This window comes from Bradyrhizobium sp. AUGA SZCCT0431 (genome assembly GCF_018131065.1).
In the GTDB taxonomy this organism is placed as follows: Bacteria; Pseudomonadota; Alphaproteobacteria; order Rhizobiales; family Xanthobacteraceae; genus Bradyrhizobium.
Map to the genome: position 1 here is coordinate 278,242 of NZ_JAFCLR010000003.1, position 16,232 is coordinate 294,473.

Consider the following 16,232-nt stretch of genomic DNA (forward strand, 5'->3'; position numbering starts at 1 on the left):
ACGGCCCGATTCGGTGCGTCGAGGGGGTCGACGGGAAATGTGCGGTGCCGGGACCGGTCCGAATGGATCAGCCCCCGCGCCGGTGACACGATTGGAAAGACAGCCGATCAGCCGGTATTACCAGTCTTTCCGAAAGCCCCCGCCTCGGCCAAATCAGCGATACGGCGGTCATCGTATCCAAGCGTCTTGCGCAGCACTTCCTTGGTGTGCTCGCCGAGCAGCGGCGCAGCGACGGGATCGATCGTGGGCGTGAGGCTCATATTGAGCGGCGTTTCGATGTTGGGCACCGAACCTGCGGTCGGATGCGGGATGTGACTGAGGCGATCGCGGTCGCGCACTTCCGGCGCGTTGAAGCCCTCCTCGACGGTGCGCAGATAGCCGACCGGTATGTTCGCCTTTTTCATCTTCGCCATCCAGTTCTCGAGCCGGTCGCTGGCAAAAACGCCGGCAATGATGGCGCGCAGCTTTTCCTTGTTGGCCGTTCGGTTTTTCCGATGGGCGAACTCAGGGTCGGTCACGAGGTCGGGGCGTTCCAGCACTTCCGTCACAAGGCGGCGGTACAGCCGGTCGTTGGCACAGGCCATATAGAGCGGCCCGTCGGCGGCCTGATACACGCCGACCGTCGGTGAGCCGTTAGGTGAATTACCAAAACGACCAGGGTTCTCGCCGCTGATCAGGTAGGCCATACCATAAAAGCCGGTCATCGCTACCGCGGTGTCGATCAACGCCACCTCAACCTGCTGGCCACGGCCGAGCCGGTCGCGCGCGATCAGAGCCAGCAAAATCGCGTTGCACGCCGACATTCCCGTCGCCATGTCCACGATCGGCGGGCCGGTTCGTACCGGCTGAGCATCCGGAAAGCCGTTCAGCGACATGAAGCCGCTTTCGGCCTGTGTGATCGGGTCGAACCCGGGGCGCAAGGCGAGCTCTCCCTTGCGGCCATAGGCCGAGATCGAGCAATAGACCAGTCGCGGATTGGTTGGAACGACCGACGCATAGTCGAGGCCGAATTTCTTCATCACGCCGCCAGAGAAATTTTCCACCACGACGTCCGCTTTCGCGATCAGTTCGCGCGCGACCTCCAGCGCCGCCGGGTTGGTGAAATCCAGCGCAATACCGCGCTTGTTGCGGTTGAGACTGAGGAAGGCCGCACTCTCCCCGCCGATTTCCGCATGTTCATAATGACGCGTATCGTCGCCGCCATCCGGATTTTCGATCTTGATCACCTCGGCGCCAAAGTCGGCCAGCGTTTGCGTACAGGCGGGCCCTGCAACAACACGGGTGAAATCGACGACCAGCAGACCATCGAGGGCGGTCGGTTCGCCCTTGGCGCGCGGCGTGCGCTCCGGCAATCGCGGTCTGGCAGTCATGTCGGGCATTTCCTCGTGTTATTTTGCCTGGCGGAACAGACAGCCGCCGCCACGAAAGGTGGTTCAAGGCCTTTTACCGGAAGCCTGCAGCCAACGCCAAACCCCGAATTTGCAGGGCGGGACCTGTCTCTCACATAGCTCTCTCCCAAGCGCGAACGCCGCCCGATCCGGGTCTACCGGGGATCGAGCGGCGACGCTTCACAAGGCGATTGCACGGCGAGCCCGGTTCGCCACGTCGTTCCCGTTATGGAAAGCTCATTCCCTCATTCGGGAACGGCTTGACCGGAACCACCCAACTCGGCGGGAAAGTCCTTCAGCTTGGGCAGGCCATCACGCATCGGCAGCACGGTCTCGGCGTAATTGACGTGCACGCCCGGCGTGAAGCGGAGCGTCGGGAGCGTCGCGGCGAAGACGTCGACGAGCCCTAGCGTAGGATGGTTCGTCATCAGATGCCCGCCGCACTTCGCGCAGTACTTGCGTTGGCTCATCGGTGTCTTTTCGAATGTCGCGACGTGTTGCTTGCCCGATGTGATCTCCACCGCTTCCGGCTTCCACAGCGTAAAGGCGTTCACCGGCCCGCCGGACCACGACCGGCACGAGCTGCAATGGCAGTACCCCATGCCCTCCGGCGAACCCGTCACCTGCACTTCGACCGCACCACAGAAACAATTTCCCGTATGCTTCATAGCCTCCGTCTCCTTACAGACAATTGAAGGATCGAATCAGATCAACTTGCGCCACGGGAACAGCATCGATAGCCGCGGCTTGTAATGAAGATAGTCGTCGTCAAGCATGTCGACGAGGTCGCTCATCGAGCAATATCCCGATGAGGATGTAGGCCGTGGTCACCGCCGCGAACAACAGATGTCCGACGCTCATGGTGGGGGCCGACCAGAACGCGATGATGAAGCCGAGATAGATCGGATGCCGCGCGAAATTGTAGAGCAGCGTCGTCCTGAAGGTCGGTGGCGGCATCTGCCGACCGGTCAGGTGGCTGGTGACCTGATGCAGTCCGAATAATTCGAAATGATTGATCAGGCTGGTAAACACCACCACCCAGCCGACAAATGACAATATGGCGATCGTTGCGGCCATTTCGGGCTCTTCGATATGCCAGACGACGGTCGGAATCGGCCGCCATTGCCAGAACAGCAGAAGCAACGTCAGGCTGGCAAACAGCACACAGGTGCTGCGCTCGAACGGTCTCGGAATAAACTGCGTCCACCATTGTCTAAAGCCCTTACGCGCCATCACGCCGTGTTGAATGGCAAACAGCGACATCAACGCGAGATTGACGGCGATTGCTTCAAAAACGGGCGAATTCACGCCGGTATCGATGGCCTTCGGCACGACCAGGTCCGATACGAACCCGATCGCATACAAAATCGTGAAGAGAAATGTGAAATAGGCCACAGCGCCGAACAGAAATGCAGTGAATCTGAGCATTCGATTTGTCGGTATGACTGAGCCAATGGCTCGGGCTTCGGACATGAAATTAACTCCGTGGAGAGTAATGGGATCGCGACTTCGGTTTTTGCAGAATGACTGAAACGCGCCGACAAGACTTTGCCTGACGCTTGATCTCTCCATGAGATGGACTTGATTGTTTGTTGAGAATGGATGCGACAACGCACGTGAAATTTGCCTTCGACAAGTACGCTCTGGACACCAATCTTCGCGAGTTGCGCCGCGACGGCGAACTGGTTGCGATGCAGCCGCAAGTATTCGACTTGCTGGTTCATCTGTTGAAGCATCGCGATCACGTCGTCAGTCGGAACGATCTCATCGCGCTGGTTTGGGGCGGTCGGACCGTGTCGGACTCAACGCTCGACAGCCGCATCAACGCCGCCCGAAACGCCATCGGCGACTGCGGCAAGGAGCAACGGCTGATCCGGACAATTCCGCGAAAGGGTCTTCGTTTCGTTGGAGCCGTGAACGAGCATGTGAATGGCGTTCACCCGACCCCCGAGCCAGCCGAAGCAGCTGCCGAACCGGTCCCCCGGCCTTTGCCGTTACCGGATCGACCGGCGATTGCCGTGTTGCCGTTCGACAACATGAGCGGCGACCAGGAACAGGAGTACTTCTCTGACGGGATCAGCGAAGACATCATCACCGCGCTGTCGAAATTGCGCTGGTTCTTCGTCATCGCCCGCAACTCGTCGTTTTCCTACAAGGGCAAGGCGGTGCATCTGAAGCAGGTCGCCGCCGAACTGGGGGTGCGCTACGTCCTCGAAGGCAGCGTTCGCAAGGGCGGCGATCGCGTGCGCATCACCGCGCAACTCAACGACACTGCGACCGGCAGCCACGTCTGGGCAGAGCATTACGACCGCGATCTCGTCGACGTATTCGCCGTGCAGGACGAGATCACCGATGCCATCGTCGCGGCGATCGAGCCGCAGATCTATGCCGCCGAAAACTTCCGCAGCCGGCGCAAACCACCGAACAGCGTGGACGCGTGGGACCTTGTTATGCGAGCACTGTCGCATCATTGGCGCGTGACGCGGGCGGACAGCGCCGCCGCTCAGACGCTCCTGGAACAGGCGATTGCGATCGATCCGAATTACGGCCAGGCGCTGGCCCTGATCGCCACCAACCGCATGTTCGGCGTGCATCTGGGCTGGGCGGACATTACGGCCGTAGCACCCATCGCCGAGCGCGCGGCGCTTGCAGCCATTGCTGCCGACAGCGAGGATGCGTGGGCGCATACCGCGCTCGCCAGCGTCTATTTCTCCACACGTCGCCTCGACCACGCCCTGGCGGAATTCGAGCTGGCGTTACAGCTCAACCCGAACTTCTCGCTGGCGCAAGGATACTACGCGCTGGCGCTGTCCTACAGCGGGCGATGGCAGGACTCCTATGCGGCCGCGCAACGCGCCATCCGCCAGAGCCCGCGGGATCCTTCGTCCGCGATCTATTACGGCGTCGCCGCCTATGCCCAGTTCGTCGGCAGGAACTATTGTGAAGCGATCTCGCTCGCCCGCGAAGCGACCCGCCAGCGCGGCGATCTCAGCGGCGCCTACCGGGTGCTGACGGTGGCCGCCGGCATGGCCGGGAAGATCGACGTCGCCAAAGCCGCGCTCGAGGAGCTGCGGCGGACCCAGCCCAACATATCGCTGGCCTGGGTTGCGACGCAGCTGCCCTGGAAGCTCGACGCGGATCGGGAGCATTATTTGGAAGGTTTCCGCCGCGCAGGGCTGGAATAACCTTCATCGCGGGGGCGTTTTTGCGGTATTGGCTGTCGCGAACCCATAGATCAGCGCCAGCCGGTCGAGGCATTCACAGAACCGGCGTGCGAAATAGTCCTTCCAGCGCTGCGTGCGCAATCCCCGCCTCTGCCCGACCTGCTCCATGGTCAAGCCATGAACCAGGACGTCATGCACCAGCGCCGAACCATCGGCCCCCAGCTCGCGCTCGGCGCGATTGAGCCGCAGCACCGCCTTGCGCTGTCCCTCGGTGATCGGCTCGCGCATCTGCCCGCCATCAACGTACTCCCTGGTCGGATCGACCGCGCGCGGGCCGCCTTCGGCTCTCTCCCAATCGCTCTGAAAGGCCCGCCCGCCCTGGTACTGCGCCTCGTCGATCTGGCGATGCGAATGCAGACGGGCAAGCGGATCGTTGCGAATCGAACGCAGGGTAACGATCTTCTCACCCGGCTCCAGCGCCAGGGGATTGTCGACCTCGACGGTCGCGACCTCGGCGTTGCGTGGCAAATCCCGGGATTTCCGGTCATGAGCCTTTGCAGGGTTATACGGCTTGTTCCGTTTGGCTCTCGGCATGTCGGATGATCTCCTTTCAAGAACGATGGGATTTGGATTGCGCCCGGGGGAACCTGGCGTTGCTGTTCATGCCGTCTCAACCAGCTTGAGCAAGACGGTGCACGCCGTGCGTTCCGATGGCGTGCCGGGGCCGCGACTCAAATGAAAATGCGGTGTGCAGTAACTCGAGCCAGGCCGGCGTGGATGACCGCAGAAGGTGATGGCTTCGCCCTCTTCGTCCCCACCGTAAGGGTAGCGGCAATCGCCGCGTTCCAGTTCGATCAGCGAAAGATGACGCGGATCAATCTCGACACAACGCAGTTCGACCGGCTTCGCCCCTCTAAACGGCGGCACCGGCCATGGAAACCTGGGCGATGTCGACTCTACCAGGTGTATTTCGCCCGGCTGGTCTAACCGCGACTGCGCGTATGGGGGCGATCCGGACCGATCGTTCCCGGCGAGCCCCATCCGCCTGGCACGGCTCAGCACGGCATTGCGCGAATAAGCTGTGTTGAATTTCCTGTTGATAGCTGCCGCGATCCTGGCAAAGGACAAATGCAGGGCAAAAAGCTCCCGCAGCGCGCCCGAGTGCTCGGGCGCCCAGTCTGTTGGTTCCATTACCGAATTTCCTGTTTCTTTCAACGCCGCCCGATACCCTCCATTTATTTCCGATATTCCGAACAAAAAGTCAAGCTTGATTTCTGGTAATCGTAACTGCTAGTGTTTCCGAAATTCGGGAAAGGATGAGCACATGCTGGACGTCAAAATGATCGAACGAGCACTTGAAAGAACGGGCAAAAGCAAGGGTGGCCTGGCGGACGCTATGGGGGTCCGTGCAGGCGCAGTCTCGGAAATCCTGTCCGGGATACGGCTGATCAAGGCGTCCGAGATCGCACCGATCACGGAATATCTCGGGCTGAATTCGGTGCCGATCATGGGGCGGGTCGGCGCCGGCGCAACGATCGAGCCGGAGCATGAACAGGTGCCGCCGGAAGGCCTCGGGGAGGTCGAACTGCCCTTCCCGATGGCCGAAGAGACCATCGCCTTTGAAGTTGCAGGCGATTCCATGCTGCCAAAGTACGAAAATGGCGACGTTATTGTCGTTTTTCGCGAGCAGCGGCATCCGCTGTCGAGTTTCTACGGCGAAGAGGCCGTGGTGCGCCTGAAGAGCGGCGAGCGCTATCTGAAGACGATCGAGCGAGGAAAGTCCTCACCTCTGGTCAATCTCAAGAGCTTCAACGCCAAGCCGATCACTGGCGTGAAACTCGAATGGATCGGCGAGATCTGCGTCACCCTGCCGCGGGGTCAGATCGAACGCCTGCGCAATAAGGCAGCTGCGAAGACACGCAAGGCGGCCAAGGCAAAATAGCGACAGACGAGCGGAGAAATAGCGGGCGCCTGGCGGCAAATCGCCAAGGTGATTCGGTCCGTCCCCTGCGGTGAGCCGAATCACGCCCGCCGAATTTCTTCTTTTCGGAATTTTTGCTTGACTAATTCTGATTTTCGGAACTATAATGGCGTCTTCAGAATTGTTCAGGCAGATTGCCAAGCATGCAGTATTTCGTCGTGATGATCGATTACGGCCGTCGCGGCCGAGAAGCTATTGTCGATCCTGAAATCACCCGGCGCGAGGTCATCTCGCGGATTGCGTCGGGTGAATACAGGAACATCAGTTTTATCCATGAAATCGTCGATTCCTCCGTCGAGGACATAACCGCCGACATTCTGAACGAAGCCGCGCTTCCCGACATTGGCGCGGCGAGCGTCGATTTGCAGGCCGACCAATTCGATCACCGACGCGACCTGCGAAAACATGAAACCGTCTGAACTCGCGCGACCTTTATTCCGTCGTCAAAATAATGTGATCATGAACGGGCTTTGATCGCCGCCGGCTTCCTTAAATATTCTTCACGCAAAGTCTACTCGGACGGCGCAGACAATTGCGCTACATAAGCGATTCGATTTTCTCCGGCTTGCAAAGTTCTTACATTCCATGTTTCCGTTAATGAAGGCTGAGATTGCCGCACGCGACGGCGATCCCCGGCTCAGTCTGCTGCTTGGTATCGCTGCCTGGTTTTTATTTCTGGATCACATTCCGCATAACGCGGTCAGCGTGTTGACCCTGCGGAATTTCGGATTCAGCGGTGCAACCGACCTGTTCGTGTTTGTCGGCGGCTATACCGCCGCAATCCTCTATGGAAAAATGATGCTGGAGCGCGGCTTCTTGGTCACCGCTACCCGCATTTTCAGGCGCGTATGGCAGCTATACGCCGCCTATGTCGTCCTGTTCGTGATCTATATCGACTTGATCGGATACGTCGCCAGGAAATCGGCGGCGCCCGAAATCATCCACGAATTCAATGTCGCCGGAATCCTCGGCCACACGATCCGGACATTGATTTACGGCCTGCTGCTCCAGGCCAAGCCGCTCAACCTCGATGTGTTGCAGCTCTTCATCGTCCTGATGGCGTTTTTTCCGGTCGTATTGTTCGGAATGTTGCGCCGGCCGAACCTGACGGCAGCCGGGTCGATTGTCCTTTACCTCGCCGCCCGCAAATTCGACTGGAATCTATCCTCATTTCCAGACGGGCACTGGTATTTCAATCCGTTCGCCTGGCAGTTGCTGTTCGTGCTCGGCGCCTGGTTCGCGTTGGGTAGCGCGAGGCAGATGCGGGCGATTCGTTCGCTCCAGCATCTTTCGATCCTGCGCATACTGGCTTTGCTCTATCTCTTGTTCGCGTTGATCGTGACCGTAACGGGAAACGTGCCGCAGTTGGCTGGAATCGTTCCTGACGCCGTGCTCAATTTCTTCCTTCCAAATGAAAAGGAAAATCTGGCCCCGTACAGGGTACTTCATTTCCTCACTCTTGCCTTCCTCTTCTCGTTCGCGGTCCCGAGAGATTGGCATGGATTTCAACGGCCAGCCCTGCGGCCGATCGTGAAGTGCGGGGAAGAATGGTTGCCTGTCTTCTGCGCCGGCGTCTTCCTTTCCTTTGCAGGGCATTTCTTCCTGATCACGGGACCGAATTCGCTCGCGATGCATTTCCTGGTCAGCATCGCCGGAATCGCGATCATGGCGGGCGTTGCCTATTACGCGTCGTGGTCCAGGCGGCAGGACTACAAACCTGCGCTCAGCACTGGTTACTGAGCGAGGCTGCGGTCCGCAAAACCGCTACGGCGCGTATTCGATGTGGGCGCGGATCGAATGGTTGACCTGATCGATCCAGCCGAATTTCTGCACCGCTGCGATCATGTTCGACAGGCCATCCTGCCACCACGCCTCGTATCTGAGCGAAGGCCAATCGCGCAAGACCTTCTCCGAAATCCAGGCATGCTCGCGATCGCTGCGCACGGCCACGCTGCCGAGCAGTTTTGCCTGCATGGTGGAATCCATCGCCCCTTCGATGCGAACCGAGAATGCCTTGAAATTTCCGGGGTCATCGATTTCGACGGATCGGTTCGATGCGATAACGCGAATGATCATTCTTGGTGTTCCTAGACGGTTTGCGCCACGCGCTCCCGCGCCACGGGCAGCATCTCGCGCGCAAAGGTGCCAGCGGAGTGCAGTACCTCCTGTTGGCTGAGGTTGCCGAACGAAACCTGGCTGATGAAGTAGTTGGCGCCCGCCTCCTCGGTCATCCTTCTGACCTGCTCCCGGATCGTGCCCCGTGATCCCGCAATCGCACCGCCGTTTTGTACCATCGTATCGAAGTCCTCGGGCAGTCGGGCGAAACGCGGCTGCGTATCGTGCTTCTTCCAGAGTTTCATGAAGCTGCCGTAGAAGTCCGGCCAGGCACGGCGACCGAGCGCCATCGCCTCCCGGTCGCTGTCGGCCGCCACCACAAAACGGTTGATCCCGAGCAGCGGCAGCTGATCCGGCGAATTGCCCGCCGCAGCCCATTCGGCGCGAAAGCGGTCGGTAATCTCACGTACCCGCGGTAACGGCCCGCCGCGATGCTACCTGCGGCGACGACCGGCGCGTCGTAAGATGATGTTACATGCCAAACGCCAGACCTTCCAGCACCGAGACCGCGAGGAACGTCCCTCTCAATCCGGCGGGAACGCCCGCTTTAGCCGTGCTTCGCTGTCGCGCAGCGTTACCGAATCGAGTTTCCCTTGAGAAGATGCCTCCTTGGCGCACGCAAAGATCCGATAGAATTGCGTACCGTCGAAGGCGACCAGCAGCAGATCGACGCCGGCATTGAGCGCTTCCACCGCCGCTGTGCAGACATTGTTCTGATAGATCGCGCCCATCACCAGATCGTCAGTCATGATGACGCCCTGATAATTCCACTTCTTGCGAACGATGCCGTCAACCACAAGCCGGGAATGCGACGCCGCGCGGTCGGGATCAACAGAGGTCAGCGTCACATGCCCGATCATTAGCTGCGCCCTGGAGCCCGCCAGCACATCCCGAAACGGCCGCCAGTCGGACGCTTCGAGTTCCGCCAGAGGCGTATCGAGACCGGCACTGAAGTGATGGGTATCGGCACGAACCCGCCCCAGTCCCGGAAAGTGCTTCACGGTCGCACCGACGCCAAAGGCCTCAAGCCCATGGACATAGGACCTGGCGATGTCGGCCACGATGGTCGGATCGTCGGAAATCGCGCGGTGGCCGATCAGCGTGTTGAAATCGAACCGGTTACGCTTCGCGTCGGGTCGCAAATCCAGCACCGGCGCCAAATTGAGGTTGACGCCAAGTGCCGCCAGTTCCCGTCCATGAGTTCGCCCGAACGCCTCCGCTTTCTCCGTGCGAAGATCCGGCGGAAGGCTCGCCAGCGTCGAGAGCGCAGGCAATTTGGTCAAGGGCGGCGACAGATGCGAGACGATGCCGCCTTCCTGGTCGGCGGCGACAATCAATGGCGGCAGGCCGGCCGCACGTCGTTTTTCCTGAAGCGCCGAGATTTCGGATTTCAGCGTCTCCGGTGCTCTTCGTACATTCTGTTTGGTGATGTAGATGCCGGCGATCAGGCCTTTCTCAGCCAAAGCAGCCACTTCGGGGAATGATGAATACCCCACCATGAAATGCTGACCGAGGCTACGCGCCTGCGCGACGTCGGTCTGCAGAACGTTTCGTTTGCGCAACTCGAAAGAAGCTTGCGCGCACAGCATTGACAGCGACGGCAGGCACCAGAGCAGGACCAGCAGTTTTCCCGCGATCCCTCGCCTGCGCCAGTAACCGCTGCGAATCAGGCAGGCGAGAACGCCAACGCTCACCACGACAAGAACGATGTTACCCGTACCACGCAGCGCAATCAGATAGGGATCGTTCTTGTTCGCCGCGACGAAAATGAATGCCAACCCCGCGAACCAGACCAGGCCGACGCCGATACGTTTGATGATTTGCATGAAGGACGATGCTGTGTGCGCGTGTGACAGGCGAGACCATCGCCGTATCAAACTTGTTATTGCTGCGCGAGCGCATAAGCGTGGCTGCACAGAAACTGCATAAAAATCCTGAAGTCTTGCAGACGGGCTTCCCGGCATTTGCACAACGGCCGCGCATAGCTCGTCTTGCAAACCGGTGACGACCTTCGAATGCCCATTCCCCCACGTCTAGCCAATGATGGTTGGTGGCTCTGTGAACCTCCCTCGACGGCGCCGGTCGGCAATTTTTCCTTCCAGACAGGCAGCGCAACGATGGCTGAATTCTCCACGCCGGCACCGCAGGCGGGCTCTATTCGCGAAAACACTTTCCCAATCAAGCCGGCCATTGCTCTGGCTCTCGCGGCATTGGCCGACTGGCTGTTCTACGGCCAGCGAACCGGAATATCCGCCGTCATCTTCGCCATTGCACTAACCGGCGGCGCGCTGCTCGCCAATTTCACCAGGCTGAACAAAGCGCGGGTTCTGCTTGCGGGCCTCCTTGTGCTCGCCGCCCTCATCCCGGCCATCGAGGAATTCAATGCCGCTTCACTCTCCTTCATTGTCCTGGCGCTCGGCGTTGGCCTCTCGCTAACGACAGATCGCAAACTCTCCGGTGTTGCCGAACAAGCCGCTGCGCTCTGCGACCTTTATCTGGTCGGCCCGTTCAGATTGCTCCGGGATGCGATCAGCGCGTTCAATCTCCCGGCGCTGACGGCCAGCTTCACCGTGTGGTTCATTCCGGTGGTTCTCAGCGGCATTTTCGCATTGCTGTTCGTATCGGCCAATCCGCTGCTTGAGAAATGGATCGGCCTGCTGAACCCCGGCAGCGCCACCTCCTATATCAGTCTGGGACGGGTGCTGTTTTGGGCGGCCGCTTTGTCGCTCGTTTGGCCCTTTATCCACGTCCGGTGGCGCCGCAAGTACGAGGTGACGGCCGACTTGGTCATATCGGTAACCGAGGAGCAGGAGAAGCCAGTTCATGACGTCGACTTCCTCGGAGTCGCGACTATCCTCCGTTCGCTGATCCTGTTCAATTTGCTGTTTGCGGTTCAAACTGCCCTGGACATGTTCTTTCTCTGGGGCAACGCGACGCTGCCGGCCGATATCAGCTATGCGGCCTATGCGCACCGGGGCGCCTATCCCCTGATCTTCACCGCGTTGCTGGCTGCCGGATTCGTGCTCATCGCAATGAGACCCGGCGGCCCGGCCGAACAGTCGAGCGTGATCCGGCCGCTCGTCTATCTCTGGGTCGCGCAGAACGTCCTGCTGGTTGCGTCATCCATCCTGCGGCTCGATCTCTATGTGCAGACCTACCTGCTGACCTGGTGGCGTGTCACAGCCTTCATCTGGATGCTGCTTGTCGCGCTCGGACTGTTGCTCATCGTTGCCCGCATCAGGCTCAATCGTTCGAACGATTGGCTGATCCGCGCGAACCTCATCACTTTGACAGTAACGCTCTATGTTTGTTCACTGGTCAATTTTCCCGCTGTTATCGCCGACTACAATGTCGGTCATAGCCGCGAAGCGACGGGAAAGGGTGTCCCGGTCGACATCAACTATCTGTTTCATCTCGGGCCCCAGGCCCTGCCGGCCATCGACAGGGCGATTGCCCTCCGCAGCTTCGATCCAAACCTTGTTTTCCGCCGCAACTACCTTGTAGAACAGCAACATAAAGATGTGGCTTCCTGGCGCGCCTGGGGTTTTCGGAGCTGGCGGCTCCAGCGTACTCTGGACACCCAACACAAGAGTTCGACCGCAGGTTGACGACGACCTTTGTCCGGAGAGACGTTTGACACACCGTATCCTCATCGTCGATGACGACCTGCATATTCGCGAGGTCATCCGGGTTGCGCTCCGGAAAGCCGGGATGACGGTGTTCGAGGCGCGGGACGGCAAGGAAGCTTTGACCCACTTCGCCGCCGACAGGCCGGACCTCATGATTCTCGATATCGGCATGCCGGAATTCGATGGATTGGATGTCTGCCGGGAGGTCCGAAAGTCATCGGACGTTCCGATCCTGTTTCTTTCGGCACGCGACGATGAGATCGACCGTGTGCTGGGTCTCGAGATCGGCGGCGACGATTACGTCACCAAGCCTTTCAGCCCGCGCGAACTCGTCGCGCGGGTGAATGTCATCCTGCGCCGCACCTCGCAGCGTGGGTCGGACGCAAAGGCGACGGCGGCGCTTTCCCAAGGCAGGCTGCTGGTTGATCCAGAACAGCATGTGGCGGCGTTCGCCGGTACACCGCTTCGTCTCACCGCCATCGAATTTGGTATCCTCAGGGCTTTTCTGACCAGGCCGTCGGTGGTCTTCAGCCGCGAGCAGATCATGAACGCCGCCTATCAGCTCAACATCCAGGTGTCGGACCGCACCATCGACAGCCATATTCGCAATATCCGCGCCAAGCTTGCCGCGGTGAATTGCGGCAATGTCATCGAGACCATCCACGGCGTTGGCTTCAAGCTCGGCCGATGCGAGCCGCAGGCATGACATCGCGGGCCGGCGAGAAATGGCGGCCGTCGGTCGGAATGATCATTTTTGCCGCGTTGGCCGCGGTGGCCGCATTGCCTCTGGTCGGACTGTTCTTCTTTCGGCTCTACGACAACCAGCTTATTCACCAGACGCAGGCCGAGCTGATTGCCCAAAGCCGGGTATTGGCCGCGGTTTATGCGCGAGACGTGGAAGCCCGCCTCAATGCCGGGGTTGTCCTGGGCGCTGAACTCCCGCCCGAAGCTCGTCCCGTTTCGGACGACAAGATGACGCCAATCCGACCGGCGCTCGACCTTGCCGCCGGCGCCGACCTGCTGAGGCGGCGGCCCGACGCACTTCCGGCTAGTGCTCCCGCATCTCAGGCCTATGTCGAGATCGGTGCCAGGTTGATGCCGATCATCCTAGAAACGCAGAAGGTCACGCTGGCGGGTTTCCGGATCCTCGATCCCCGCGGCGTCGTGATCGCCGGCCGCAACGAGGTCGGCCAATCGCTGGCGCATATCGAGGAGGTGGCGACGGCGCTGCAGGGCCAGTATCGCGCCGCGTTGCGGATCAGGGTCCCCGACAAGCCCCCGCCGCCGATCTACTCGATCAGCCGCGGCGTCGGCGTTCACGTATTTTCGGCCATGCCCGTGGTCGTCAACAACCGCGTTGCCGGCGTCGTCTACTTATCGAGGACGCCGAGCAACATCTTCGACCACCTCTATCAGGAGCGCGGCAAGTTCATTCTTGCGGGCTTCGCCGTCATCTTCGCCACGATCATCATTGGCCTGGTATTTTCCCGCACCATCACCCGGCCTATGCGCGAACTGGTCGATCGCGCCGCCCGTATCAGCCGCGGCGACCGCGACGCCTTTCAGCCGCTGGCGCACTACGGCACCCGCGAGTTTTCCCAGCTGTCGCACAGCTTCCTCGATATGGCCGAGCAACTGTCCCGGCGGTCGGATTACATCGCGACCTTCTCGTCGCATCTCACCCACGAGCTGAAGTCGCCACTGACCTCGATCAAGGGCGCCGCAGAACTCTTGCTGGATTCACTGCAGAGCAAGACCGACAATCTCACGCGGATGGAGCAGAAGAGTTTCGTATCGAATATTCTGGGTGACACCGAGCGCCTGGAAGCGATGACGCAGCGGCTGCGCGAACTGGCGCGCGCCGAGACCACGCCGCAGAACGAGCACACCGAATTAAGCCAGGTCATCAGTGGACTGAAGAGCCGTTTTCCCACCCGCGCGATCGACGCCACCGGCTGTCTCGAACGTGCGATCGGCATGTCCAATGAGAAGGCGCTCATCGTCCTTTCGCATCTGACCGACAACGCCATTCGTCACAACGCTGGGAATGTGAGGCTGGAAGCGGTCGATGAAGGTGCCACGGTCAAGATGACCGTGAGCAACGACGGCGATCCGATATCGGAAGCCAACCGGGAGAAGATATTCGACGCCTTCTTCACCACCCGCCGCGACACCGGCGGCACCGGCATGGGGCTCGCGATCGTCCAGGCCGTGATGGCGAGTCACGGCGGATCGATCCGGCTGTTGCCGTCCGACAAGGACGTGGCGTTCGAGCTGCAGTTTCCCGCCGCTTAAACTCGCTCGATAATGATCGCAGGCGCCATGCCACCGGCGGCGCACATCGTCACCAGGCCGCGCCTGAGGTCGCGCCGCTCGAGTTCGTCGAGAACGGTACCGATCAGGATCGAGCCGGTCGCGCCAATGGGATGGCCGAGCGCGATCGAACCACCATTGACGTTGACCTTGTCGCGGTCGAGCTTGAGGTCGCGGATGAATTTTTCGGCGACGACGGCGAAGGCCTCATTGATTTCGAACAGGTCGATATCATCGAGCGTGAGGCCTGCCTTGGCCAGCACCTTGCGCGCCGCCGGCACCGGCGCATTCAACATCAAGGTCGGGGAGTCTCCCATGTTCGCCATCGCAACCACGCGTGCCCGCGGCTTCAGGCCATGTGCTTTGGCATAACTCGGCGAAGCCAATAAAATGGCCGCCGAGCCGTCGACGACGCCGGAGGAATTGCCGGCGTGATGCATGAAGTTGATGTCGAGATCGGGGTACTTGTCCAGAATGAGATTACGATAGGTCGTGCCCTTGTCGTCGAGCGGATAGTCCGCGACCGCGGTAAAGGCAGGCTTCAACCCGGCAAGGCCTTCCAGCGTGGTCTGCGGCCGCGGATATTCCTCGCGGTCCAGCGCAAGGCTGCCGTCCTCGCGGTGAACCGGCACGAGGCTCTTGTCGAAATGACCGCCCTTGATGGCGGCGGCCGCGCGCTTCTGGCTCTCCACGCCCAGGGCATCGACATCCTGACGCGAAATACCCTCCAGCGTCGCCACCGCATCGGCGCAGACGCCCTGATGCGACTGCGGGTGCCGGGCGCGCAGACGAAGATTGCCATTGTCCATCATGAACGGCCCCTCGCCGCGGCGACCCTCCATCGACATCATCTCGGTGCCACCGGCGATCACGAGATCTTCGGAACCCGACATGATGGAGTTGGCCGCCATGTTGACGCTGGTGATGCCGGAACCACAGAACCGGTCCAGCGTGACGCCGCTGGCGCGCACGTCATAGCCGGCATCCAGCGCCGACATCCGGCCGAGATCGCCGCTCTGCGCTCCGCGCTGGGAACTGGTGCCCCAGATGATGTCGTCGACGTCAGCGGTATTGATCCCGGTGCGATCGGCCAGCGCCCGCAACACCGTGGCGCCGAGTTGCTGCGGATGGATACCCGCGAGCGCACCCTTGCCGGCCTTGCCAATGCCACGCGGTGTCCTGCAGGCGTCGATGATCAGCGCGTCAACCATGGTGCTTTCCCTCGGATTTGTTTGTTGAACACATTTGCCGCCGGTCAAGCCGCAAAGTCAATTCACGCCGCGGGTCTGGGGCCATGCACTTCGGGCAAAGGCGGTCCACCATAGCGCTCACGCTCTCTCCACTCGTCGTCCCGGCGAACGCCGGGACCCATACGCCGCGGCGCTCGTTGTTGCAGAAGGTCGCTAACGCCAGCGCTCTCACCGATGGGGCGCGGCGTATGGGTCCCGGCTCAAGGCCGGGACGACGGCGGTGTTTGTTGTGCCACCATCATACAAAACGCAGTTTCGCATTCTCGCGACGCATTGCGCCCGAGGTTTGCAAGTAACTTCCCGCCCTCCTCAAACGAGGGCGCAGGGAAGACCGGGTGCGCGCTGCACCCGCGGTCTCGCGTGCGGTTTGCACAAAACAAAATGCACACGAG

15 protein-coding genes and 1 pseudogene are annotated in these 16,232 nt (G+C 60.5%); 7 read left to right on the plus strand and 9 right to left on the minus strand.

Annotated features, from left to right (window positions below; translation table 11 throughout):
- Positions 1-107: 107 nt before the first annotated feature.
- From JQ567_RS04395 to mddA, 3 genes and pseudogenes are all read right to left on the minus strand, one after another.
- On the minus strand, positions 108-1,370 hold the full coding sequence (locus tag JQ567_RS04395) for a CaiB/BaiF CoA-transferase family protein (RefSeq protein ID WP_212437647.1): 1,263 nt from the start codon (positions 1,368-1,370) through the stop codon (positions 108-110).
- A gap of 263 nt (positions 1,371-1,633) precedes the next feature.
- On the minus strand, positions 1,634-2,056 hold the full coding sequence (locus JQ567_RS04400; protein ID WP_212437648.1) for a GFA family protein: 423 nt from the start codon (positions 2,054-2,056) through the stop codon (positions 1,634-1,636).
- Between the two features lie 36 nt (positions 2,057-2,092).
- Positions 2,093-2,861 (minus strand): annotated as a pseudogene (mddA, locus tag JQ567_RS04405) (methanethiol S-methyltransferase).
- Positions 2,862-2,986: 125 nt separating this feature from the next.
- Here mddA and JQ567_RS04410 point away from each other — a divergent pair.
- On the plus strand, positions 2,987-4,573 hold the full coding sequence (locus JQ567_RS04410) for a winged helix-turn-helix domain-containing tetratricopeptide repeat protein (protein WP_249165218.1): 1,587 nt from the start codon (positions 2,987-2,989) through the stop codon (positions 4,571-4,573).
- Positions 4,574-4,576: 3 nt separating this feature from the next.
- Here JQ567_RS04410 and JQ567_RS04415 read toward each other — a convergent pair whose 3' ends face one another.
- Positions 4,577-5,146, minus strand: coding sequence for a DUF6456 domain-containing protein (locus JQ567_RS04415; protein ID WP_212437650.1), 570 nt, complete (start codon positions 5,144-5,146; stop codon positions 4,577-4,579).
- A 66-nt stretch (positions 5,147-5,212) separates the two neighbouring features.
- Positions 5,213-5,743 (minus strand): GcrA family cell cycle regulator, encoded by a 531-nt coding sequence (locus JQ567_RS04420; RefSeq protein WP_212437651.1) that lies wholly within the window; start codon positions 5,741-5,743, stop codon positions 5,213-5,215.
- Positions 5,744-5,876: 133 nt separating this feature from the next.
- Here JQ567_RS04420 and JQ567_RS04425 point away from each other — a divergent pair, with 133 nt between their 5' ends.
- The 3 genes from JQ567_RS04425 to JQ567_RS04435 all read left to right on the plus strand — a co-directional run bounded on the left by JQ567_RS04425 (position 5,877) and on the right by JQ567_RS04435 (position 8,273).
- On the plus strand, positions 5,877-6,494 hold the full coding sequence (locus JQ567_RS04425) for an XRE family transcriptional regulator (protein ID WP_212437652.1): 618 nt from the start codon (positions 5,877-5,879) through the stop codon (positions 6,492-6,494).
- A 182-nt stretch (positions 6,495-6,676) separates the two neighbouring features.
- Complete coding sequence (locus JQ567_RS38040) at positions 6,677-6,952, plus strand: hypothetical protein (protein WP_212263907.1); 276 nt, start codon at positions 6,677-6,679, stop codon at positions 6,950-6,952.
- A 166-nt stretch (positions 6,953-7,118) separates the two neighbouring features.
- Positions 7,119-8,273, plus strand: coding sequence for an OpgC domain-containing protein (locus JQ567_RS04435; RefSeq protein WP_212437654.1), 1,155 nt, complete (start codon positions 7,119-7,121; stop codon positions 8,271-8,273).
- Between the two features lie 24 nt (positions 8,274-8,297).
- On the opposite strand, the gene JQ567_RS04440 is transcribed toward JQ567_RS04435, so the two are convergent.
- From JQ567_RS04440 to JQ567_RS04450, 3 genes are all read right to left on the minus strand, one after another.
- On the minus strand, positions 8,298-8,609 hold the full coding sequence (locus tag JQ567_RS04440; protein WP_212437655.1) for a hypothetical protein: 312 nt from the start codon (positions 8,607-8,609) through the stop codon (positions 8,298-8,300).
- 11 nt (positions 8,610-8,620) lie between these two features.
- Entirely contained in the window at positions 8,621-8,968 is a 348-nt protein-coding gene (locus JQ567_RS04445; RefSeq protein ID WP_409363575.1) for a hypothetical protein, read from the minus strand.
- Between the two features lie 204 nt (positions 8,969-9,172).
- The gene (locus JQ567_RS04450; RefSeq protein ID WP_212437656.1) at positions 9,173-10,474 is read right to left on the minus strand and encodes a glycoside hydrolase family 3 protein; all 1,302 of its coding nucleotides are present in this window, start codon (positions 10,472-10,474) and stop codon (positions 9,173-9,175) included.
- A 291-nt stretch (positions 10,475-10,765) separates the two neighbouring features.
- Here JQ567_RS04450 and JQ567_RS04455 point away from each other — a divergent pair, with 291 nt between their 5' ends.
- The 3 genes from JQ567_RS04455 to JQ567_RS04465 are packed head-to-tail and all read left to right on the plus strand — an operon-like array spanning position 10,766 to position 14,572.
- Positions 10,766-12,256 carry a DUF4173 domain-containing protein gene (locus tag JQ567_RS04455; RefSeq protein WP_212437657.1) on the plus strand — a complete coding sequence of 497 codons (1,491 nt, stop codon included), beginning with the start codon at positions 10,766-10,768 and terminating at the stop codon, positions 12,254-12,256.
- Positions 12,257-12,281: 25 nt separating this feature from the next.
- The gene (locus JQ567_RS04460; protein ID WP_212437658.1) at positions 12,282-12,983 is read left to right on the plus strand and encodes a response regulator transcription factor; all 702 of its coding nucleotides are present in this window, start codon (positions 12,282-12,284) and stop codon (positions 12,981-12,983) included.
- The gene (locus JQ567_RS04465) at positions 12,980-14,572 is read left to right on the plus strand and encodes an ATP-binding protein (RefSeq protein ID WP_212437659.1); all 1,593 of its coding nucleotides are present in this window, start codon (positions 12,980-12,982) and stop codon (positions 14,570-14,572) included. The genes JQ567_RS04460 and JQ567_RS04465 overlap by 4 nt, the downstream gene beginning before the upstream one ends.
- Here the strand turns inward: JQ567_RS04465 and JQ567_RS04470 are convergent.
- Positions 14,569-15,801, minus strand: coding sequence for an acetyl-CoA C-acetyltransferase (locus JQ567_RS04470; RefSeq protein WP_212437660.1), 1,233 nt, complete (start codon positions 15,799-15,801; stop codon positions 14,569-14,571). The two genes, JQ567_RS04465 and JQ567_RS04470, sit on opposite strands and share 4 nt — an antisense overlap.
- Between the last annotated feature and the right edge of the window lie 431 nt (positions 15,802-16,232).

Excerpts from the sequence above, each read along its gene's own strand:
- JQ567_RS04395 (WP_212437647.1), bottom strand. The coding sequence starts at position 1,370 with ATGACTGCCAGACCGCGATTGCCGGAGCGCACGCCGCGCGCCAAGGGC.
- JQ567_RS04400 (WP_212437648.1), bottom strand. The coding sequence starts at position 2,056 with ATGAAGCATACGGGAAATTGTTTCTGTGGTGCGGTCGAAGTGCAGGTG.
- JQ567_RS04410 (WP_249165218.1), top strand. The coding sequence starts at position 2,987 with ATGGATGCGACAACGCACGTGAAATTTGCCTTCGACAAGTACGCTCTG.
- JQ567_RS04415 (WP_212437650.1), bottom strand. The coding sequence starts at position 5,146 with ATGCCGAGAGCCAAACGGAACAAGCCGTATAACCCTGCAAAGGCTCAT.
- JQ567_RS04420 (WP_212437651.1), bottom strand. The coding sequence starts at position 5,743 with ATGGAACCAACAGACTGGGCGCCCGAGCACTCGGGCGCGCTGCGGGAG.
- JQ567_RS04425 (WP_212437652.1), top strand. The coding sequence starts at position 5,877 with ATGCTGGACGTCAAAATGATCGAACGAGCACTTGAAAGAACGGGCAAA.
- JQ567_RS38040 (WP_212263907.1), top strand. The coding sequence starts at position 6,677 with ATGCAGTATTTCGTCGTGATGATCGATTACGGCCGTCGCGGCCGAGAA.
- JQ567_RS04435 (WP_212437654.1), top strand. The coding sequence starts at position 7,119 with ATGTTTCCGTTAATGAAGGCTGAGATTGCCGCACGCGACGGCGATCCC.
- JQ567_RS04440 (WP_212437655.1), bottom strand. The coding sequence starts at position 8,609 with ATGATCATTCGCGTTATCGCATCGAACCGATCCGTCGAAATCGATGAC.
- JQ567_RS04450 (WP_212437656.1), bottom strand. The coding sequence starts at position 10,474 with ATGCAAATCATCAAACGTATCGGCGTCGGCCTGGTCTGGTTCGCGGGG.
- JQ567_RS04455 (WP_212437657.1), top strand. The coding sequence starts at position 10,766 with ATGGCTGAATTCTCCACGCCGGCACCGCAGGCGGGCTCTATTCGCGAA.
- JQ567_RS04465 (WP_212437659.1), top strand. The coding sequence starts at position 12,980 with ATGACATCGCGGGCCGGCGAGAAATGGCGGCCGTCGGTCGGAATGATC.
- JQ567_RS04470 (WP_212437660.1), bottom strand. The coding sequence starts at position 15,801 with ATGGTTGACGCGCTGATCATCGACGCCTGCAGGACACCGCGTGGCATT.